General features: G+C 64.6%; 16 protein-coding genes. 10 read left to right on the top strand and 6 right to left on the bottom strand.

Annotated elements, in window-relative coordinates:
* Positions 1 to 27: 27 nt before the first annotated feature.
* On the bottom strand, positions 28 to 2835 hold the full coding sequence (locus IPM84_02030) for a hypothetical protein (protein MBK9091552.1): 2808 nt from the start codon (positions 2833 to 2835) through the stop codon (positions 28 to 30).
* Between the two features lie 738 nt (positions 2836 to 3573).
* On the opposite strand from IPM84_02030, the gene IPM84_02025 reads away from it, so the two are divergent.
* The 6 genes from IPM84_02025 (at position 3574) to IPM84_02000 (ending at position 9755) form a co-directional block, all read left to right on the top strand.
* Positions 3574 to 4452 (top strand): ABC transporter ATP-binding protein, encoded by an 879-nt coding sequence (locus IPM84_02025; protein ID MBK9091551.1) that lies wholly within the window; start codon positions 3574 to 3576, stop codon positions 4450 to 4452.
* Between the two features lie 296 nt (positions 4453 to 4748).
* A complete protein-coding gene (locus tag IPM84_02020; GenBank protein ID MBK9091550.1) occupies positions 4749 to 5954 on the top strand; it encodes a GNAT family N-acetyltransferase in 1206 nt (401 codons plus the stop codon).
* Entirely contained in the window at positions 5951 to 6775 is an 825-nt protein-coding gene (locus IPM84_02015) for an ABC transporter permease (protein MBK9091549.1), read from the top strand. The genes IPM84_02020 and IPM84_02015 overlap by 4 nt, the downstream gene beginning before the upstream one ends.
* A gap of 28 nt (positions 6776 to 6803) precedes the next feature.
* Positions 6804 to 7832: a ribosome small subunit-dependent GTPase A gene (gene rsgA, locus IPM84_02010; protein MBK9091548.1), complete on the top strand. Its 1029-nt coding sequence runs from the start codon at positions 6804 to 6806 to the stop codon at positions 7830 to 7832.
* A gap of 3 nt (positions 7833 to 7835) precedes the next feature.
* Positions 7836 to 8786 carry a GNAT family N-acetyltransferase gene (locus tag IPM84_02005; GenBank protein ID MBK9091547.1) on the top strand — a complete coding sequence of 317 codons (951 nt, stop codon included), beginning with the start codon at positions 7836 to 7838 and terminating at the stop codon, positions 8784 to 8786.
* A gap of 18 nt (positions 8787 to 8804) precedes the next feature.
* Positions 8805 to 9755, top strand: a complete 951-nt coding sequence (locus tag IPM84_02000; protein MBK9091546.1) for a GNAT family N-acetyltransferase — start codon at positions 8805 to 8807, stop codon at positions 9753 to 9755.
* A 156-nt stretch (positions 9756 to 9911) separates the two neighbouring features.
* Here the strand turns inward: IPM84_02000 and IPM84_01995 are convergent, their stop codons facing one another.
* The 5 genes from IPM84_01995 to IPM84_01975 form a co-directional block, all read right to left on the bottom strand.
* On the bottom strand, positions 9912 to 10373 hold the full coding sequence (locus IPM84_01995) for a transcriptional repressor (protein MBK9091545.1): 462 nt from the start codon (positions 10371 to 10373) through the stop codon (positions 9912 to 9914).
* Between the two features lie 193 nt (positions 10374 to 10566).
* On the bottom strand, positions 10567 to 11604 hold the full coding sequence (locus IPM84_01990) for an SIS domain-containing protein (GenBank protein ID MBK9091544.1): 1038 nt from the start codon (positions 11602 to 11604) through the stop codon (positions 10567 to 10569).
* A 162-nt stretch (positions 11605 to 11766) separates the two neighbouring features.
* Positions 11767 to 12999 carry an N-acetylglucosamine-6-phosphate deacetylase gene (gene nagA / locus IPM84_01985; GenBank protein MBK9091543.1) on the bottom strand — a complete coding sequence of 411 codons (1233 nt, stop codon included), beginning with the start codon at positions 12997 to 12999 and terminating at the stop codon, positions 11767 to 11769.
* Positions 12996 to 15593, bottom strand: coding sequence for an AAA family ATPase (locus IPM84_01980; GenBank protein ID MBK9091542.1), 2598 nt, complete (start codon positions 15591 to 15593; stop codon positions 12996 to 12998). Before IPM84_01980 ends, nagA begins: the two co-directional genes overlap by 4 nt.
* Positions 15594 to 15796: 203 nt before the next feature.
* Positions 15797 to 16129 carry a nucleotidyltransferase family protein gene (locus tag IPM84_01975; protein ID MBK9091541.1) on the bottom strand — a complete coding sequence of 111 codons (333 nt, stop codon included), beginning with the start codon at positions 16127 to 16129 and terminating at the stop codon, positions 15797 to 15799.
* Positions 16130 to 16644: 515 nt separating this feature from the next.
* Between IPM84_01975 and cysK the strand changes: the two genes are divergently transcribed.
* The 4 genes from cysK (at position 16645) to IPM84_01955 (ending at position 19910) form a co-directional block, all read left to right on the top strand.
* On the top strand, positions 16645 to 17577 hold the full coding sequence (cysK, locus tag IPM84_01970; GenBank protein MBK9091540.1) for a cysteine synthase A: 933 nt from the start codon (positions 16645 to 16647) through the stop codon (positions 17575 to 17577).
* An 87-nt stretch (positions 17578 to 17664) separates the two neighbouring features.
* Positions 17665 to 18363, top strand: coding sequence for a serine O-acetyltransferase (gene cysE / locus IPM84_01965; GenBank protein MBK9091539.1), 699 nt, complete (start codon positions 17665 to 17667; stop codon positions 18361 to 18363).
* Between the two features lie 177 nt (positions 18364 to 18540).
* Positions 18541 to 18972: a YbaK/EbsC family protein gene (locus IPM84_01960; GenBank protein MBK9091538.1), complete on the top strand. Its 432-nt coding sequence runs from the start codon at positions 18541 to 18543 to the stop codon at positions 18970 to 18972.
* Entirely contained in the window at positions 18969 to 19910 is a 942-nt protein-coding gene (locus IPM84_01955) for a glycosyltransferase family 4 protein (GenBank protein MBK9091537.1), read from the top strand. Before IPM84_01960 ends, IPM84_01955 begins: the two co-directional genes overlap by 4 nt.
* Positions 19911 to 20021 lie beyond the last annotated feature (111 nt).

The raw sequence follows: 20021 nt of genomic DNA, 5'->3' as shown, positions 1-20021 counted from the left end.
ACAGCGTTGTCACGCCGGAGGCGTGACCTACGGTTTGGGGGAGGCTTCGGGCGGGGCGACCACTCCCAGGCAGTCCTGGTCCCACAGCGGCGTGACCTGGGTGATGTCGTAGATGGTGATCATGCCGTCGCCGTCATAATCGTAGGGCGGGCCGGCGGCTTGTCCCCACAAGCTGGAGATCAGCGCGACGTCCTCGACGCCAACGCCGGCCGGGGCGGTGAAGTCCGGGCAGATCGGGCCTAAGCTGGTGGCAAAGTTCAGTGCACCGTTGCCGGCGCCGTAACCCAACGCTTCGATGGAATAGGTCGTGCCGGCCTGCATGGCCACCTGCGTTTGCGACTGGTAGCCGCCGCCGGTGTCATCGTTGCATGCGGCCAGGCTGAGCGCGCCTCGGCTGCCGGTCCAGATGCCGAGCACGGTGTCGTAGTTGCTGGTTAGCGTGCTCGCCGTTAAAACGCGGCTGTAAGGCGACGTGATCGTGTACCAGACGCTGTGCGAACCCTGACCATTGAAGTAGTTACCGCAGGTGAACGACGGATCGTCGTCGGTGGTCGTGGCATTGCCCGTGTTTTCGTAGTCCACATAGGAGTCACCGGCCGCGAAGGCATAGTCGAAGTCGTCGTTCGGCGGCGGGAGCAGTGTGACAGACAGGTTTTGCAAGCCTCCAGTGGTGTTGCCATACGACATGATTTCAATATAGTAGGTGGCGCCGCCGTAGAGCGTGACGTTCAATGACGAGGTCCAATTCCCGCCAGCGTCGTCGTCACAGCCCTGGCTGGTGAGGAAACCCCACGACCCGGTCCATGCCGCGACAACGGTATCGTAGTTGCTGCCGATCGTGTTGATGTTGTAGTTGCCGGTGATGGGCGGTGTGTAGCTGTACCAGTCGCTGCGCGATTGCCTGGGATACGAGCCCGACGCACACGTGGTCGGTGGGTCGTTGCCTTGTGTCGTCGCATTGATCGTATTCCACCCATTCCAAGCAAAGGGCACCGAGCCGATGCCCCACGCCGAAGCAAAATCGTCGTTGAAGGGGCCGCCGCGGTAGTTGATCGTGTTCTGGTAGAGGTCCATGATCGGCCCCCAGCTTACGTTGCTGTGCCCACGCACCAACCAGTGATACCAGAAGTCGGCCATCACGTTGTCGTTGGCGTTGTACGAGACGTCCCACAGATTCACAAAGGCGCCATCGGAATAGGTGTCATCGCCGTCGTTGTTGGCGTCGTAGATGTCCCACAGCGCGCCGGCGACGCGACCTTCAGGCCAGTCGCCGTTGTCCCATCCAAACGTTCCCCAGGTCGGGTATTCCAGGTCGAGACTGGCGCCGCTCGGCCAGTAGAACGTGGGGCTGTTGTTGACGGCCGACGTCAGGAACTCGGCCCAGCCTTCCGTCCAACCGCAGCCAGCGCTGAGGGCAGCCGGGATCGTGTGCGGATTGCAGTTCGGGTTGGGCGGCATGTAGTTGCCATAGATGTTGTACATGATGTTGTGTCCGTACTCGTGCTTGGCGACCACGCCCAGGGGTGACAGTGGATCAACCCCCATCAGGTGAACGTTGCCGCCGGGGTTGTAGTAGGTGCCGTCGGTGCTGTCAATCTTCCATTGCACAGTGGTTGGGCCGGAAGTGCCCCCGCCACCGGTGAAATAGACAAAACGCCAGGTTTCGTTCAGGTCGCGCTGTGTCCAGTAGGCACGCTCGTAGTTGCTGCCGTTGAAGACAAACCAGGCGCCAATGTCATGCGTGCCGTCAGGGAAAACGACGACGCCGCTCTGCGTCGGAAAGGTGAAGCCGATGGCATTGGTAGTGCCATAGTCGGGGTTGACGACGGCCAGAATGTCGCCGTTGGGGTTGTAATTAGTCCAGGAGCGCAGCAGGGTGCGCACACCCACCCCACCGGGGTTGCTCACCGGCCCACACGCGTAATTGCCACTCAGGTCGGTGAAACAATAGGCCAGGTGCCCGCCGTTATCGCCGCGCACCAGCTCGACCAGCATCTCCAGCGCGCCGACGTAGTTGTCGTCCCGGTCGTAATAGGCCCAATTGCCGGTCACGGTCAAGGAGTTCGGAACCAGGGCCGCTTCTGGACTGACCGGCGCTGCGGGCAGGACTGGCGGCGCCGCGGGCGCTGCGGGCGGTGACTGTGGTTGATCTTTGGGATTTGGCGAAGGCGCCGGTGCAGCGGGTGCGGCGGGTGCGGCCGGCGGCGGCAAAGGGTTGTTGGCCGGCGGCGGCGCGACGATCCGATTGGGATCCGGATAGGATGCCGGCGTATCTGCCAGAAGGCGACCATCGCCCGCGCGCTGCAGGCCGCCGTTATGCACGCGCTCGCTCACCGGGATCGGCGCAAAGCCCGCCTTGATCTCGTCCGCGCTGACGGAGAGATAGAGCGCGGCCAGGTCTCCCCAACTGTTCCTGGCATCCACCGTGTGCAGGGCGCGGCACAGAATGGCGGTATCGCCCGGCGCGGTGAAGACAACGGTGACTGCGATCTCAACCGGTTGATTGGCGGTCAGATCACCTTGCCAGGTCAGGCTACCCACGCTCCGCGTGACGTTACCAGGCAACTCAATCTGTGCCGTGGTTCCGGGGGCGTCCTGCGTGCTGGAAACCTGGCAGGTCAGTGTGGCCGGTTGACCGAGCGTGGCTGGCGCCTGGAGGAACAACCTGGCATGAATGGGCGTTTCTGGATCGCCGCCAGACGGCGCTGAAGAAATCACCCCTGTCGCGGCCGCGGCCGGAAGCGCCTGCCCGGCCGGAAGGGCCGTTATCAGCAAGGCGAAAACAAAGCAAATGGTGCAGACTCTGCGGGCCTGCAATGTGCGTACTGGAAACATAGTCGTATTCTCCTGAGATTCGAGATTCACGCAAAGCGATAATAAGCGGCCACGCTGCCATGAGTGGATAACTTTCTATCTCTTTTCGGCGGGTGCCTACCGTGGGCGCCCTTCGGTGGAAAGATGTTTCATGGGGGGGCTTATGCTACTGGGTGCAAACCGGGTGTTTGACATGGGGCGCGCAGCACGCATGCAACGGCATGACCCCGTCGCCAGCCTGTCTGACGACGGGGTCATGCCGCCCGTTACGCGCACGCTTCGTGAGAGGCAAGCGCAAGAACACGCATGCCCCACGAATTTTTCACCGTGTCCAGTTTGACAACCTGCGGGCGGTTATGCTAGAATCTCTCTTACGGTTCTGGAAAATAAAATCACCAATTTCCTGAACAGTCATCTTAACGAAAGGGGCAGTGTACGTTGATGAGTCGCATGACTATCGTCCGCACGATCGTTTATCGTGTCCGTATCACCGGTGACGGTGATGTTGCTCTGCGCGTTCGACGTGCGCCCTCTGTCAGGTTGACATAACACAAGATTCGTGTTAAGTACATCCAGGCCGTGGGCGAACGTCTCGCTCCACGGCTTTTTTGTTGGCTGATGCCCGCGCATCAGCGCGACCAGAGCCGTGGGGTCATCTCCACGGCTCTCTTATTGCCCGGTCGAGAGCGGCTTGTGGTTCAACAAAATGGTGCGGTGGAGGGGCTTAGGTGTGCGCCCTTGAGATACGAGGAGGAACTTATGAGTTTCGAACCAGCTTTACAGGTTGACGGCGCCCTGAAGACGTTTGGCAAACAAGGGTCCGGTTTTGCGCTCCCGTTCAGGAAACGTTCCAACGGCCAGGCCACAAGCAGCGGTGCAACCAACGGGCATCTCGATGGCAAATCGAAGCAGACGGTGGCGGTCAACCGAGTCAGCTTCAGTGTGCCGCGGGGAGAGATCTTTGGGGTGCTGGGGCCAAACGGCAGCGGCAAGTCCACCCTGATTCGCCTGATTGCCACGCTGCTCATCCCTGACGGCGGCCAGATCAATGTCTTTGGACATGATGTGGTCAAAGACCCGATGGCGGCGCAGCGCCTGCTCAACCGGGTCTCGGTGGAAGCCAGCTTCTTCAAGAAGCTTTCGCCGATGGAGAACCTGCTCTACGGTGCGCGGCTCTATGGCGTAGGAGCCAGTACTGCCCGCGCCCAGGCCAAGAGTATCCTGCTGCGCCTGGGCCTGGAGGAGAAGGCCATCTTCCAGCCGATGGAAGAGATGTCACGCGGTATGCAGCAGAAGGTCGCGATTGCACGGGCATTCCTGACGCACCCGATCCTGCTGCTGTTGGATGAACCAACGACCGGCCTCGACCCCCGTTCGAAGCGGGAAGTGCAGGCCTTTGTGCGTGAACTGCGCGACACGCACGACGCCACGATCCTGTTGACGACGCACGACATGATGGAAGCGGATATCCTGTGTGATCGCATCGCCATCATTGACGGCGGCAACATCGTGGCGTTGGATACGCCGGCTAATCTCAAGCAGCGAATCCCGCAGACCAACGGTCATGTGCCGAGCCTGGAGGAAGTCTTCTTGCAGTTGACCGGCAAGAAGCTCGTGACGGAGGATCAAGTCGCATGATGCCCAGTACGTTTTGTAGTGTTTGTCTGTCCACGGCGCCCTGTGAGGGGGATGTCATCATGAGACTGTGGGGGGCCTGCGCGACCGCGGTGCGACCGACTGATCGCGCAGGCCCAACGCCCTGGACTCCCCCCTGCGCTGAAGGGCAATCCCCGCGTTCGGCGTTGCTCGCTGCTCTGCACGGCGCCGCTGAGAGCCAAGCCGCCTGAGCGCCATGCGCGCCTGCTTGGCGGGATGGCAAACGTTGGGAAAGATACGAACAGACAGAGAACAGACAGAAAGGAAGACGATCAACCATGAATCAAGCGCTTTTTGATGGCGAACTGATTTACCTGGCCGTGCCGGACCCAGACAGGGATGCGGAGGTGGAGGCACGTTGGACACAGGATGCTGACTACATGCACCTGTTAGGCTCCGAGTCGGCCTATCCGCTGACGCCGGGGCAGATCAAGCAGAGGTACGAGGAGTCGCGCAAGCAAGGGGATCGCGAGTTTTGGTTCACGATCCACGCCCGCGCCGATGATCGGCTGATTGGTTTCAGCAAGCTCATCTGGATCGAGTGGTCGCAACAGAGCGCTGCCTTGCAGTTGGGCATCGGTGATGCCGCGGACCGCGGGCGCGGCTATGGTCGCGAAGCGTTGCGCCTGACGCTGCACTACGCGTTCAATGAGTTGAACCTGCAGCGGTTGGCGGCGATGGCGCCGGGGGACAATGTGGCTGCGCAGCGCCTGCTCACCCAAGCGGCCTTTAGCCTGGATGTGCGCCTGCGCGACGCGTTCAACCGCGGCGGCCGGCGTTACGATCGGTTGCACTACGGCATTTTGCAAGACGAGTGGCGCCGCGGACTGCCCGATGTCGGCGGGGTGGCGCGGATTGATGCGCCCGGCGCGGACATTCCCCGGCTGCCCGCGCTGCAGAGCACGCGTCTGTTCGAGGGCGATAAGGTGCGCTTAGGCCCCATTACCCCCGAAGTGGTCGCCCCCCTCTTCGCCGCCTGGTCACGCCAGGCCGAGTATCGGCGTCTGCTCGATGCTGACCCGGTGCGGCCCTGGCTGACCGGCGTGGTCAAGGAGGACCTGGTAAAGGATCAACTGCGCGACGCACAGCGCAGGTCGCTCGACGAATACTGGTTCATGATCTATCGTTTGGCTGACGACCGCCCGATCGGCTTCGTCAGCGTCAACGGCATCCAGTGGATGCATGGCACCGGCTGGGTGAGCATCGGCATCGGTGAAGCGGATTGTTGGGGGCAAGGTTACGGCAGCGATGCGATGCGCATCATGCAACGCTATGCGTTCACCGAGCTGAACTTGCAGCGTCTCACCCTGAGCGTGTTTGCCTACAACGCACGCGCCCGGCGGTCGTACGAAAAGACCGGGTTCGCGGTCGAGGGGATTGGTCGCGCCGCCCTCCTGCGTGAAGGCCGGCGCTGGGATGAAGTCTTCATGGGCATCCTGCGCGACGAGTGGCAGGCGACTGCACCTGGAGGAGGTATCACATGAGCACACTCGCTTTTGAAGTAAAGGCCAGTTATGCCTTTATCGAGCGCAATTTCTTTATTGTCAGACGCTACTGGGCCTGGGAATTGGTTTGGCTGGTCTATTCCATTGTCAATTCTCTGTCCGTAAGCTACATCGGCTTTGGCATGGAGAAGCTGGGCGGGCAAGGCATTGACAGCCACTTCCTGGTCGTCTACCTGGCGATCGGGACCCTGGTCTGGCGCTATCTCTCGTCGGTCTTCTACTGGGTCACCGACGTGGTCGGTATGGAGCGTTGGGAGGGCACGATCGAGTATACGTTGATGGCGCCGATTCGGCGCGTCACCCACATGCTCGGCCAGACCGCCTTCGCGGTGGTCTACAGCCTGTTTCACACGGCCGTCATCCTGGGTGCGACGCTGCTCTTCTTTGACATTCGCCTGGCCAACGCCAACCTGGCGGGCGCTGCGGTGATGTTGATGGCAGGCAGCCTCTCGTTCATCGGAATCAGCATTGTGGGCGCGGTGCTGCCGCTGCTCTTCCCGGAGCGCGGCTCGCAGATGACGCATGTCATCATCGCCTTGCTTCTGCTTGTCTCCGGTGTATACTACCCGGTGGATGTGCTGCCGGCCTGGCTGCAGGTGGCGTCGAAGTTCTCGCCGGCCACCTACGTGCTGGACGGCGTGCGCGCCACGTTGCTGGATGGCGCGGCCACCGGCAGCCTGTGGCCCTACATCTGGCCGCTGCTCGTCATCGGCCTGCTGACCATCCCCGCCGGTCTGCGCATCTTCCGCTGGGCCGAGCATTACGCCAAGCGCACCGGTAAGCTGCACCGCAATGGGTAACCCGATGCCCGTTGCTGAATGGAGTCCTATGCCAAAACCAAAAGCGCACACAGATCTGCGCCTCCCCCAGGACGCCTCGCCGCTCACCGGCGTCGTCTTCAAGAAAAAACTGGGCGCCTACTACCTGCAAGTAGACGATCAGATCGTCTCCTGCACGCTGTCGTCCAAGCTGCGTAAGCGCCTGGTCTACCCCACGGCCGATCGCTCGTCCCTGGGGCACCGCAGTGTGCAGGAGGTCAAGGATATTCGCGAACTCGACCCGGTCGCGGTCGGCGATGTGGTGCGCTTCGAGGATGCCGGCAACGGCAGAGGCATGATCGTCGAGGTGCTGCCGCGGCGCAACAAGTTCGTGCGCCCGGCGGCCGGCAGCAAGGAGCAGGCGCAGGTCATCGCGGCTAACCTGGACCAGGTAGTGATGATCTTCGCGGCCGCGCAGCCCCACCCCACCTGGCACCTGCTCGACCGCTACCTGATCGTGGCGGAGGCCGAAGGGTTACGGCCGCTCATTTGCATCACCAAGGCGGACTTGATGGAAACCGATACCCTGCTGGCCGATGTGGATGTCTACCGACGCCTGGGCTACCCGGTGGTGATTACCAGCGCACGCCAGGGTGTGGGGATGGACGATCTGCGCGCCGCGCTGCAGGGTAAACTCTCGGTCTTCGTGGGCAAGTCGGGCGTGGGCAAAACCAGCCTGCTCAACGTGCTGCAGCCGGGCCTGGGCCTGCGCGTCAACGAGATCAGCGAGAGCACCGGCAAGGGACGCCACACGACGACCCACTTGGAGATCTTCGACCTCGATCATGACAGCCGGGTGGTGGACACGCCAGGAGTCAAAGAGTTCGGCCTGTGGGGTCTGGATGAGTACGATGTGGAACTGGACTTTCTGTTCCCGGAGATGCGCCCGTTCCTGGGCCAGTGTCAATTCGGCAACAGTTGTGTTCACCTCAGCGAACCGGGCTGCGCGGTCAAGGCTGCGCTGAGTACCGGCGCCATCACCGAAGGACGTTATCGCAGTTATACGCTGATCATGAACGAAGCAGCGAGTCAGGATTGAATCATGAACAACCACGAGTTTCAACTGCGCCCCGTGCAGCCAAGCGATTTTCAGGCGGTGCTTGATCTCATCATCGCCTTCGATGTGGCCGTGCTCGGTGTTCCCGATACCACCGAAGACGATCTGCGTACCAACTGGCAGCAGCCCCGCTTCAACCCGGCAACCGATGCCTGGGTTGCCACGCTGGCCGATGGCCGCCTGGTGGGCTATGGCGAGGTTTGGTTGCGCGAACCACACAGCCGTCTCGATTCCGACATGTATGTGCATCCGGCCCTGGACGAGCCGGAACAGCAGGCGGTCGGCCTGGCCCTCTTCGATCGCGCCCAGGCCCGCGTGGCCGGGCATGTGGCGGCCGCGCCGCCGGGCGCGGCGATCAAGCTCAGGCAGGGGATCGTGCATGACGAGGAGCCGTTCATGCAGCGCCTGCTGGAAACGAACGGTTTCGAGGTGGTGCGCCACTTCTGGCGCATGGAAATCGGTCTGACCGCGCCGCCGGCCCCGCCCGCCTGGCCGGCCAACATCACCCTGCGCCCCTTCGATCTTGCGGCCGATGCCCGCGCCGTACATGCGGCCGTCGAAGATGCGTTCGCAGATCACTGGGAACACGCCTACTCGCCTTTCGAGGAATGGGCCGCCTGGAACCTGGAGCGCAGCAACCTGGACCCCACGCTCTGGTTTCTGGCCCAGGATGGCGCCGAAATCGCGGGCGCGGCGCTCTGTTTTCCTGAACTTGATGGGGGCTGGGTGCGCCTTCTCTCGGTGCGACGCCCGTGGCGCCGCCTGGGATTGGGCCAGGCGCTCTTGCAGCAGGCATTCGGCGAGTTCTACCGCCGGGGCCGCCCCTGGGTGGGGCTGGGCGTGGACGCCAGCAATCCGACCGGCGCTACCCGGCTCTACGAACGCGCCGGCATGGCCGTTAGCAAACAGTTCGATCTCTATCAGAAGATGGTGTAACCGACCATGAGTCAAACAATGCCTTTTGTCATCCGCCCGTTTGTCGAGCCTGATTTCGAGGAGGCGCTGCGGGCCATGCAGGCGGCCGAGGTGGCCGACAGCACGCCGGAGCACACGACCGCGGCCGATCTGCGCTTTCACCTGGCGGACCCGGTCCGGCGACCGGAGGATCAATTCGTGGCCGTCATGCCAGGGGCGGGCGTGGTGGCCTTTGTCCTTGCCATGCAGCGCGACGGGAGCGAGGGCTACTTCTACCTGACCGACGGCGCGGTTCATCCGGCCTGGCGCCGCCGCGGGATTGGCCGCGCCTTGCTGCAGCAGCATTGGCAGCGGGTGCAGGCCGTTTCAGCCGGACTGAACCGCCCGGTGATCATGGCGGGCCGCGCGTTCCCCACGCAAACGGGCGTCGAGGCGCTGTTCAGCGGGTTTGACATGACGCCGCTGCGCTACTTCTTCGAGATGCGGCGGTCGCTGGCCGAACCACTGCCGGCGCTGGAGCTGCCGGCCCATTTGACCCTGCGCACCTGGAGCGAACGACGGGCCGATGAGGCGATCTGGCGGGCGCTCAACGAAGCCTTTGCCGATCATTGGAACCATGCTGAGATGCCATTCGCGGAGTTCATGCACCGGCAGGCGCAGGGCCGGGCCAATGCGGATGCCAGTTTCGTGGTGTGGGACGGAGATGAGGTGGCAGGCGTCGCCATCAACGACATGGGGCCAGACGCCGCGGCGCGGCGGGGAAATCAGCACGGCTGGATCAGTATGCTCTCGGTGCGCCGACCCTGGCGCCAGCAGGGCCTGGGCCGCGGCCTGCTCATCGCCTCCTTGCAGGCCGGCGCGGCGTTGGGCCATCCCGGCCTGGGGCTGCACGTTGATGCGGCCAATCTGACCGGCGCGGTGCGTCTGTACGAGGGGGTGGGTTTCCGGGTGACGGCCACACGCGCCATGTATCACAGGGCTTATCCCTGATGGCGGACCGGCGGTGTCTTCTCAATAATCCGGGGTAGGGGCATGGCCTTGCGCCTGCCCGCGTGGGCGACCGCAAGGGTGCGCCCCTACAAATTGAGAAGATACGGCCGGCGATTGAAATCGCGCCTGATGCGCGCCGCGCCAACCGGCGCCGGTTCAGCCCTGACAGGCGTCGCACAGCCCTTCGAAGCAGACGCAGGCGTGCGTCACCCTTAGCCCGTGGCGCTCGCCCACCGCGCGGCTGACCTCCGCAATCAGCGGGGTGCTGAACTCGATCACGCGGCCGCAGTTGGTGCAGGTGAAGTGATAGTGCTCGCTGCGCCGGGTTGGCTCGTAGTATTCTTTGCTGTGAGCACGCGCAAAATAGCGTTGTTCTACCAGCCCCAGTTTCTTGAACACCGCCAACGTGCGGTAAACCGTGGCCAGGCTGATGGAGGCATCCTCCGCGCTGGCGCGCTGGTACAACGACTCGGCATCCAGGTGCTCGTTGGCCTCTTCGAGCAGGCGCAACAAGAGCACCCGCTGCGGCGTCACCCGATGACCGGCCACGCGCAACTGCTCTGCGGGTGAGAGCCGCGATGGCGGCAGTGGCAGCAATGCAATTCGCTCGAGCTGCATGATGAACTCCTCGTCTGGAAACTCTGCAGGCAACCGCCGCCGCCGAATGAATTCGGGGCGAAGGGGCGTCCCGCCGCAAGGTCGGCCTGACGCCGACCGGCCGGCGCCGCCGAATGAATTCGGGGCGAAGGGGCGTCCCGCCGCAAGGTCGGCCTGACGCCGACCGGCCGCCGCTCCCCCGGGCGGTGGTTTCTTAGCGCGTTTCCGTGATTTTATGGATGCTGCGCGGCTGTTCGGTATCGAATCCCTTGCCGCGCGTCAGGTGATAGCAAAAGAGCTGCGCCGGCACGATGCTGACCAAGGGGCTGAGCCATTCGGGGATGCCCGCCGGCAGGCTGACCGGCGCCTGCGCCAGGGCCAGGCTGGACGCTTGATCCGACAGCACCATCAAATCGGCCTGCTGCTGGCGGCGCAGGTAGGTGATGAATTCCAGCAGCGACGCGGCCATGCGACCGCTGGGCGCCACCGCCAGCACCGGAAAGCCCGGCTCGATCATCGCCATCGGCCCGTGCTGAAAATCGGCCGCCGAATAAGGCTCCGCCTGCACGTAGGTCAACTCCTTGAGCTTCAATGACCATTCGAACGCGGTGGCGTAGTTATAGCCGCGGCCGATCACCACGCACTGCTGCAAGAAACGATAGCGCCGCGCCAGATCACGCAGCGTCTCATCCTGCTGCAAAACCGTTTCTATCCAGCTCGGAACCGCCCTCAGCTCCTGCCAGGCGGCCGCATCATCGCTCAGCGCGGCCGACAGCATAGCGATGCTCATCAGCTCGGCGGTGTAGGTCTTGGTCGCGGCCACCGCGTGCTCTGGCCCGGCCTGGATGTCGAGCACAAAATCGGCCGTCTGCGCCAGCGGCGACGCCGGCGCGTTGGTGATTGCCAGCGTCAGGCAGCCCTGCCGCCGCCCCTCCGCCAGCACCTGCACGATGTCGGGCGATTGGCCCGACTGCGACACGCCAACGACCAGGGCATCACGCAGACGCGGCGGCTGTTGGTAAAAGGTGAACAGCGAGGGCGCGGCCAGGGCCAGCGGCAGCCCGTTGCGTGCGCCCCACAGATACATCGCATAGCGCCCGGCGTTGTCTGACGTGCCGCGGGCGGCCAGAAAGGCAAAGCGCACATCCCTGTCGCGAATGGCGGCCGCGATCCGTTCGACCTGGCCGCGCTGCCCGACCAACAGGTCCGCCAGGCGCTGCGGCTGCTCGCAAATCTCACTGTGCAGGCTCATACGTGCCTCCGTGCCAGAGTGCCAGAGCGATTGAAATCGCGCCTAAAGGGCGTGCCGCCGGGCGTCCACCTGCGTGGACGCGATGCTGGTCGGCGCAGGCCGACCTTGCGGCGGAACGCCCCTTCGCCCCGAATTCATTCGGCGGCTCCCTTCGCCCCGAATTCATTCGGCGGCCTTGAAAATTTCACCGCCGACGATGGTCATGACTACCTCGCCCTGTGGCGTGACCAGGGTCAGGTCGGCCGCGGCGCCCGCTCGAATGCTCCCCAGGGTGCCGGGCAGACCGGCCGCGGCGCTCGCCTCCGGCCTGTCCAGGCCAAGCAGCCGGGCCGGCGTGCTGGTGATGGTGGGCAGCGCCTCGTGCAGCGAACAACCGCTGAAGGCCGCCAGGTTGCGCAGGGCCACATCCAGGGCGAGGACGCTGCCGGCCAGGGTGCCATCGGCCAGGCGCGCCGTCTGCTGCGCGACCGTGACCTCGTAACCGCCCAGGTGATAGACGCCGTCCGGCATACCCAGGGCCGCCATGGCATCGGTGACCAGGGCCAGATCCTGGCTGCCTTTGCACTGCCAGGCCAGGCGCACCAGGGCCGGATGCACATGGATGCCATCAGCGATCAGGCCGGTCACAACACCCGCGGTGGTCAACAGGGCGCCGGCCAGGCCAGGCGCGCGCGATTGCAGGGTGGGCATGGCGTTGAAGAGATGGGTGCCCATGTTGACGCCGGCCTGGAAGCCAGCCTGCGCCTCGTCGAAGCTGGCCAGCGAATGGCCGGCGCTGACGACGATCCCGCGGTCGCGCAGCGCCGCGGTGACCGCCAGTGCGCCCGGCAGTTCGGGCGCCAGCGTCACCAGGCGCACCCCGTTGGCCGGTGTCCAACCGGCGATGGCGTCCAGGCTGGGCTGGCGCATGAACGCGGGATCATGGGCGCCTTTCTTGCCCGGATTCAGGAATGGCCCTTCCAGGTGAAGTCCGAGTGGCCGCGCCCCGCGCCAACCGGACGGCGGCCCAGAGCGCCAGATCGCCAGCGCGTGGGTCACGACCTCCGGAGCCGCGGTGATGATGGTGGGCAGGAAGGCGGTCACACCATGGGTCGGCAGCCGGGCGGCCACCGTCCACAGGGAAGAGGGGTCGTGCGTAAAGTCATGGCCGCAGCCGCCGTTGCACTGCAGGTCCAGCCAGCCGGGGGTTGCTATCAGGCCCTCGGCCGCAATGCATGTGGCGTTGGCCGGCGGCGGCAGTTCAGCGGTTGGCGCCAGCGCGGTGATGCGACCGCCTTGCAGCCAGACGCTGTGGTCGTCGAGCCGCAGCCACGGGGTCATGACCGTCGCGTGTTCGATGACGAGTAGCGATTGAAATCGCGCCTGATGGCGGGGTTCGTCATCCGCGCGATTCATGGGGTCATCGCCCAGGGCGGTCGCGGTTGGTGGCGCCGCCGCGCGGTCGTTTGCGGCCGCGGCGGTTCCGGTTCATCCGTTGGCAGCTCAGGCTCGTGCGGAGGTTGTTTTTCCGGCTCGCGCGCCGATTTCGAATGGCCCTCTTTGGCCGGCGGGCGTCCAAAGCGCTGCAACTGCTCGGCCAACTGGCGCAGGCGACGGTCCACACGGCCATTGATGGTGTCTGGCGGGTAGGCGCCCTCGGCCCCGCGCTCACCGGCGGGTACGTCAGTCAGCAGCTCGATCGCCTCATCCAGGGTGCGCACCGGGTAGATGTGGAATTGCCCGGCGGCCACCGCGGTCACCACATCTTCTTTGAGCATCAGGTTCGATACGTTGCTGGCGGGGATGACCACGCCCTGCTCGCCGCTGAGACCGGGAGGCATCGCCTTGCAGGCTTCGAAAAAGCCCTCGATCTTGTCACTGACCCCGCCGATGGCCTGGATTTCGCCGTGCTGGTTGATCGAGCCGGTGACAGCCAGGGACTGTTTGATCGGCGCGTCGGCCAGGCTGGAGAGCAGCGCAATCAACTCGGCCGCGGAGGCGCTGTCGCCATCAATGCTGTCATAGGCCTGCTCGAAGGTGATGCTGGCGTTGAGGCTCAGCGGTTTGTCCTGCGCATAGCGGCCGCCCAACAGCCCTGTGATGATGAGCGTGCCCTTGTCGTGAATGCGGCCGCTGAGCCGCGCCTCACGTTCGATGCTCACAATGCCCGACCGCCCCTCATAGGTGCGTGCGGTGATGCGGCTGGGCCGCCCAAAACTGTAATCGCCCAACTGCAGCACGGCCAGGCCGTTGATCTGCCCGACAATGGCGCCCTGCGTGGCGATCATGATCTTGCCGTCGGCGATCATCTCGCGCAGGCGTTCTTCGAACTGGTTGGAGCGATAGACCCGCTCGTCAATCGCCTTATCCACATCGGCGGCCGTCACCAGGGTGTGACCGGCGCGCTGCGCCCAGAAGGCCGCTTCGCGCACAATGTCGGTCACATGCGCAAAGCGGGTGGTGAGCTTGCGCTGATCCTCCACCAGGCGGCCACTGTACTCCATCACCTTTGCCACCCCGCTGATGTCGAAGTGCGGCAGATGTTCTTCCTCGCAGCGGCTGCGGATGAATTGGGCGATCTTCTGCTCGTTCTCCGCGGTCCACGCCATTTCCACGGCAAAATCGGCGCGCACCTTGAACAGTTTCTCGAACTGCTCATCGTACTCGTACAGCAGGTAATACGTGGAGGGGTCGCCGATGAGCACCACTTTGACATCCAACGGAATCGGTTCGGGCGCCAGGCTGGCGGTCGCCAGGACGCCCATCTGCTGGCCCATCTCTTCGATGCGGATGCACTGATTGCGCAGCGCCTGCTTGAGCGCCTCCCAGGCCAGCGGTTGGCGCAGCAGACTGCGCGCATCGAGCACCAGGTAGCCGCCGTTGGCCCGATGCAACGCCCCAGCCTTGATATGGCGAAAATCGGTGACCAGCGCGCCATATTCGGCCCGCATCTCCACGCGGCCGATCAGGTTGAGATACGTGGGGTTGGTCTCCAGGACGACCGGCGCGTTGGTGAGCGCGCTGTTATCCACGATGACATTCAGGCGGTAGCGATCATACGGCGACCCGGCGGCCGGGCGAAACCAGAGCGAGGGCTGGGCGCTTTCGCCCTCTGCGCCGCCCTGCGCGCCCTCCGACTCTTCTTCTGCCTCAGCCGGGCGCCTGAGGTCGTCGGTGTGCTCACTGATGTGGGTATGGACGCTGCTCAGGAATTCGGTGATATCGGGCCAGTCCGCGTAGGCGGCCTCGACGCGGTCGAACAGCGGCTTGGTGGTCACTGCTGCAATCTCGCGGTCCAGGTTGGTCAGGCGCACCTCTGCCTCGTCGTTGATTTCGCGCACCTGGCGCATCGTGCGCTCCAGGGCATCCTGGATTATCGGTTCGCGTGTGTGAAAGACCTGCTTCTCTTCCTCGCTCAGGGCTTCGAACTGCTCCTGCGACATCGCCTGGCCGTCTTTGAGCGGTGAAACCATCAACCCCATAGGCAGGCGTACTAACACGAAGCCTTGCTCGCGCGCGAACTGATCGAGCTGGCGCAGGCGGTCGGCCCGCTGTTGGTCCAACTGATGCACCAGGGCGCCGCGGTGTTCCGCGTACTGTTCGCTGGTGAAGGCCTTGCTCAGCGTTTCGGCCACTTGGTTGAGAAGCTGGTCAACCTCAGCGCGCACACCGGCGCCGCCGCGCGGGGGCAAACGCAGGGCGTGAGGACGGTCTGGGTCGTTGAAGTTGTGAACGTAGCCCCAATCGTGGGGTACAGGCCGTGTTTGGGCTTTGCGCTGCAAAAATCCGGTGATGATCGTGGTCTTGCCCGCGCCCACCGGCCCCATGGCAAAGATGTTGTAGCCCTGGTAAGGGATTTCGATGCCGAACTCGATCGCGCGGGTGGCGCGTTCCTGGCCGATGATCTCGTTGAGCTCAGGCGCGTCCGCCGTGGTGGTGAAGGGCAGGCTGGTCAATTGCATTCGACGGCGCAACTGCGCGGCGGTCAGCTCTGTAATCGGCTGAATCATACATCAATCTCCTACATTCATCCGGCGGAAACTCCCCTCGCCCCCGCGGAGCCCCCCCCCCCCCCCCCCCCCCCCCCCCCCCCCCCCCCCCCCCCCCTCCCCCCGGTCCCCCCCCCCCCCCCCCCCCCGCCCCCCCCCGCCTTCCCCCGCCGCCCCCCCCCCCCCCCCCCCCCCCCTCCCGGCGCCCCCCCCCTCGTGAGCAGTCATACCGGAACAACCTCCGCCAGGATTCGTCTCCCGATCTCGCCCCTGAGTGATCTGCGAGTCACAAGGTCTATTGGGATACCCAATAAATTGGACAAATCATCTTCCAGGTCCATCATCTGAAAAAGATTCGGCGTTTGCGAGAACTCGACCAGAATGTCCAGGTCGCTTTGGGTGTTCGCTTGCCCGAATGCATATGAGCCAAATATCCCGATGGATGACACGTGGTAATGTTGCGCCAATCTCACCCGATGCGCCTGCAAGAGAGCGCGAATCTGCGCTACGGACCGGGCGCCTGGTCTGCTGTTGCCGTTGGCGTGTCTCGCCGTCATGGGTGGGGCTGCAGTCTCGGTTTGGATGGTTTGGGATACCGCTGACATCGGATGCCTAATCTCCTACCCTATCTGAACGATCATCTCGACTCTTATCTCATTGTAACACGAACAGGCATACCAGAGAAAATCGCCCTCTGTATCGAACGGCCGTCAGCCGTCAAGACGATTTGACAAATCAGCCATGCTTGGTTACACTTTGCCCCATGTTTACGCGAACGTCCAAGCCGCATTTTCTGTTTTGGTTCTCCACTTGCTCGTGTTGCAAGCGGGCGTGTACCGGTCTCGGCCGGGCACCCCGCTATTATTGCGTGCGAGCGATGAGTCGTGAGGCGCGAGGACGGCGCTGACATTTTCATATCATATGACAGTCGCTTGACGGACTGACGCCCTTCTGGGGCGGCGACCCGTCTGGCGACGAAAAAGGACTCATCCGCACGGCCTGGCGCCGGGATGAGTCCTTTTTATTTCCAAGCCTGTTTTTCAGAAACTTCCAAGCCAGAGGAGATCGAACGATGTCGAACATTGCCAACAACGTAACCGATTTGATCGGGAACACCCCCCTGCTGCGCCTGCACCGGGTGACGGGCGGCGCGGCGGCCGAAGTGCTGGTCAAGCTGGAGTTCTTCAGCCCCGGCGCCAGCGTCAAAGACCGCATCGCCAAGAGCATGATCGCCGCGGCGGAAAAGGCCGGCAAGATCGGCCCGGACACCATCCTGGTGGAGCCAACCAGCGGCAACACCGGCATCGGCCTGGCGCTGGTGGCCGCGGCCAAAGGCTACAAGTGCCTGTTGGTGATGCCGGACACGATGAGTATCGAACGGCGCAAGCTGTTGCGCGCGTTTGGCGCGGAGCTGATCCTGACCCCGGGCGCGGAGGGGATGCCCGGCGCGATCCGCAAGGCGCAGGAAATCCTGGATTCTAACCCACGCTACCTGATGCTGCAGCAGTTCGACAACCCCGCCAACCCGGAGGTTCACCGGCTGACCACGGCCGAGGAGATCTGGCGCGACACCGACGGTCAGTTGGACATCTTCGTCTCCGGCGTCGGCACCGGCGGCACATTGACCGGCGTGGGTCAGGCGCTCAAGCCGCGCTTGCCGCATCTGCGCATCGTGGCGGTCGAGCCAGACGCCTCCCCGGTCCTCTCCGGCGGCAAGGCCGGCAGTCACAAGATTCAGGGCATCGGCGCCGGCTTCGTGCCCAGTGTGCTGCAGACCGACCTGATTGATGAGATCGTGCGCGTGACCAATGACGAAGCGATTGCGATGGCCCGCCGCCTGCCGCAGGAAGAAGGACTGCTCGTCGGCATCAGCTCGGGCGCGGCCGTGCATGCCGCGGTCAGCCTGGCGCAGCGCCCGGAAAACGCCGGCAAGCGCATCCTGGCCGTGGTCGCCTCCTACGGCGAGCGCTATCTCAGCTCGGTGCTGTATGCCGACCTGCAGTAACGCGGCCTCTCCTCAACCCCCGGCCCCTTCTCCTCTCCGCACCGCGGAGAGGAGAAGGGGGGTAGGGGGGGGATGAGGAAAAAGAACATGCTCGAAACACTTCGTCAGGACATTCAGGTGATCTTTGCCCGTGACCCGGCCGCGCGCAGCGTGACCGAAGTGGTGCTGTTCTACCCCGGTCTCCATGCGGTGTGGCTGCATCGCGTGGCGCACTGGCTCTGGCAGCGCAAGCGTCGGCTGCTGGCCCGCGGGGTCAGCCACGTGGCGCGCGCGGTAACCGGCATCGAGATTCACCCGGGCGCGCAGATCGGCCCGGGCTTCTTCATTGACCACGGCATGGGCACCGTCATCGGCGAAACGGCCGAGATCGGCGCCCATGTCACCCTCTACCACAACGTCACCCTGGGCGGCGTGAGCTGGGAGAAGATCAAACGCCATCCCACCCTGGAGGATCACGTGGTGGTCGGCGCCGGCGCGCAAATCCTGGGGCCAATTCGCATCGGCGCGCACAGCCGCGTCGGCGCCAACGCGGTCGTCGTCAAGGATGTGCCGCCCGGCTCCGTGGTTTCCGGCGTGCCCGGACGCGTGCGCGGGCGTAACGGCGACCCCCTGCCCGAACCCGCGCACGAGGACCTGCAGCACAACCGCCTGCCCGACCCGACCATGGAACTGCTGCGCGAACTGGCCGCCCGTGTCGTGACCCTGGAAGGCGTGGCGCAGGCGCTGCGCCTGGAAGACGACCGCCGCATGGCCGATGCCTGGGTCGAAAGTGGCGCGCACATCTGAAGTCTGATAGACTTCCGCAGTCGCGCAAACTTCGGAAGTCTCACCTTGCAGACTGTGCAGGCCGCAAACGCATACTTCGGAGGTCTTGGATCTGGTCCTATGATTCACCCGTATCTTACACCGCTCGACCTGGCCGCGTTCATCCGGGACGCGGGCCTGGCCGCTGAGTTGATTCCCATGGCCGTGGATACACCCACCGTCCCGGCCGCGGCCGCGGCGCTGGGCGTCGCAGCCGGCCAGATCATCAAATCGCTCTTGTTCGAGGTGCAGGGCGCGGCGTGGCTGGTCATTGCCAGCGGGGATGACCTGGTGGACCGCCGCGCGCTGGCCGCGCACTTCGGCGTGGGCAAGAAGCAGATCAAGCTGGCAGAAGCGGCCACGGTGCTGCGCGTCCTGGGCTATCCGGTCGGCGGGGTGCCGCCCTTCGGCCACATCAGCCGCGTGCCGGTTCTACTCGACCGCGCGGTGGCGCGCTGGGATGTGGTTTACGGCGGGGGCGGCGACGACCGCACCATGCTGTGCCTGACGCCGGCTGAGCTGCAGGCCGTGACCGGCGCAACCTGGATTGACCTGGCCGCAGACCCGGCCCTTGCGCCGGCCGCGCCATGAGCAGCGCAGGTGACGGGCAAATCGGCCCGGCGCGCGTGCTGCTCAATGCCTGGTTTTGGGGCCAGGAAACGACCGGCAGCGGGCAGTATGTGCAGCAGTTGGCGCAGCAGCTTCCCCAGGTCGCGCCGGCTGCCGCCTGGGGATTGGCCGCGCCGCGGCCGCTGACCGCGCCGCCCGGCTGGCAGGTGATCGTGGCCGCGCCGCCGTCCTGGTTGCGCGGCGAAAATTTAGCCAAGCTCTGGTTCGAGCAGATCGGCTTTCCCCGCGCGTGCCGTCAATGGCAGGCGACGCTGGCGCACGTGCCCTACTGGGCCGCGCCGCTGTGGACGCCGTGCCCGCTAGTTGTCACCATCCATGATCTGATCCCACTGCGGCTGCCGGCCTACCGCGGCGGCCCGCGGCAGCGGCTCTACACCTGGCTGGTCAGCCGCAGTGCGCGCCGCGCCCGCCTGGTGCTGACCGATTCACAAGCCTCGCGACAGGACATCATCGAACACTTGCACATCCCGCCGGCGCGCGTGCGCGTGACCTACCTGGCGCCCGGCGCGGACTTCCGGCGCATCAGCGACTCGGCCCGGCTGGCTGCGGTGCGCGCCCGCTACGGGCTGCCCTTGCGCTTCGTGCTCTACATGGGCGGCTTCGACACGCGCAAGAACGTCGGCGCAGTGCTGGCCGCGTTTGCCCAGGCGCTGCCCGCGCTGCCCGCCGACGTGATGCTGGTGATTGCGGGGCGCTTGCCGGCGCACGACCGCGCGTTTGCGCCCGACCCGCGACCCCTGGCCGCCGAGCTGGGGATCGCGGGCCGCGTCATCTTCACCGGCTGGGTGGATGAAGCCGACAAACCGGCGCTCTACAGCCTGGCCGAGGTGTTCGTCTTCCCATCGCTCTACGAAGGCTTCGGCCTGCCCGTGCTGGAGGCGCTGGCCTGCGCCGGGTGATCCATCTCGTCCACCGTTAATTTTGACGCAGACTCCTCGCCCCTGCCCATCTGCGCCGAAGGCGGAGATGGGCAGGGGCGTTTTCTGAAGATCCTGTTTCCTGCCGACGAT

The organism is Candidatus Amarolinea dominans, from assembly GCA_016719785.1.
Taxonomy (GTDB): Bacteria; Chloroflexota; Anaerolineae; order SSC4; family Amarolineaceae; genus Amarolinea; species Amarolinea dominans.
The sequence above is the reverse complement of the archived record's forward strand: the minus strand, read 5'-3'. Positions and strand labels throughout refer to the sequence as shown.

Coding starts and splice junctions, on each gene's coding strand:
- IPM84_01990 (MBK9091544.1), bottom strand. CDS start 11,604: ATGAGCCTGCACAGTGAGATTTGCGAGCAGCCGCAGCGCCTGGCGGAC.
- IPM84_01955 (MBK9091537.1), top strand. CDS start 18,969: ATGAGCAGCGCAGGTGACGGGCAAATCGGCCCGGCGCGCGTGCTGCTC.
- IPM84_02025 (MBK9091551.1), top strand. CDS start 3,574: ATGAGTTTCGAACCAGCTTTACAGGTTGACGGCGCCCTGAAGACGTTT.
- cysK (MBK9091540.1), top strand. CDS start 16,645: ATGTCGAACATTGCCAACAACGTAACCGATTTGATCGGGAACACCCCC.
- IPM84_02020 (MBK9091550.1), top strand. CDS start 4,749: ATGAATCAAGCGCTTTTTGATGGCGAACTGATTTACCTGGCCGTGCCG.
- IPM84_02015 (MBK9091549.1), top strand. CDS start 5,951: ATGAGCACACTCGCTTTTGAAGTAAAGGCCAGTTATGCCTTTATCGAG.
- IPM84_02000 (MBK9091546.1), top strand. CDS start 8,805: ATGCCTTTTGTCATCCGCCCGTTTGTCGAGCCTGATTTCGAGGAGGCG.
- IPM84_01995 (MBK9091545.1), bottom strand. CDS start 10,373: ATGCAGCTCGAGCGAATTGCATTGCTGCCACTGCCGCCATCGCGGCTC.
- IPM84_01980 (MBK9091542.1), bottom strand. CDS start 15,593: ATGATTCAGCCGATTACAGAGCTGACCGCCGCGCAGTTGCGCCGTCGA.
- cysE (MBK9091539.1), top strand. CDS start 17,665: ATGCTCGAAACACTTCGTCAGGACATTCAGGTGATCTTTGCCCGTGAC.
- IPM84_01975 (MBK9091541.1), bottom strand. CDS start 16,129: ATGACGGCGAGACACGCCAACGGCAACAGCAGACCAGGCGCCCGGTCC.
- IPM84_01960 (MBK9091538.1), top strand. CDS start 18,541: ATGGCCGTGGATACACCCACCGTCCCGGCCGCGGCCGCGGCGCTGGGC.
- IPM84_02005 (MBK9091547.1), top strand. CDS start 7,836: ATGAACAACCACGAGTTTCAACTGCGCCCCGTGCAGCCAAGCGATTTT.
- rsgA (MBK9091548.1), top strand. CDS start 6,804: ATGCCAAAACCAAAAGCGCACACAGATCTGCGCCTCCCCCAGGACGCC.
- nagA (MBK9091543.1), bottom strand. CDS start 12,999: ATGAATCGCGCGGATGACGAACCCCGCCATCAGGCGCGATTTCAATCG.
- IPM84_02030 (MBK9091552.1), bottom strand. CDS start 2,835: ATGTTTCCAGTACGCACATTGCAGGCCCGCAGAGTCTGCACCATTTGC.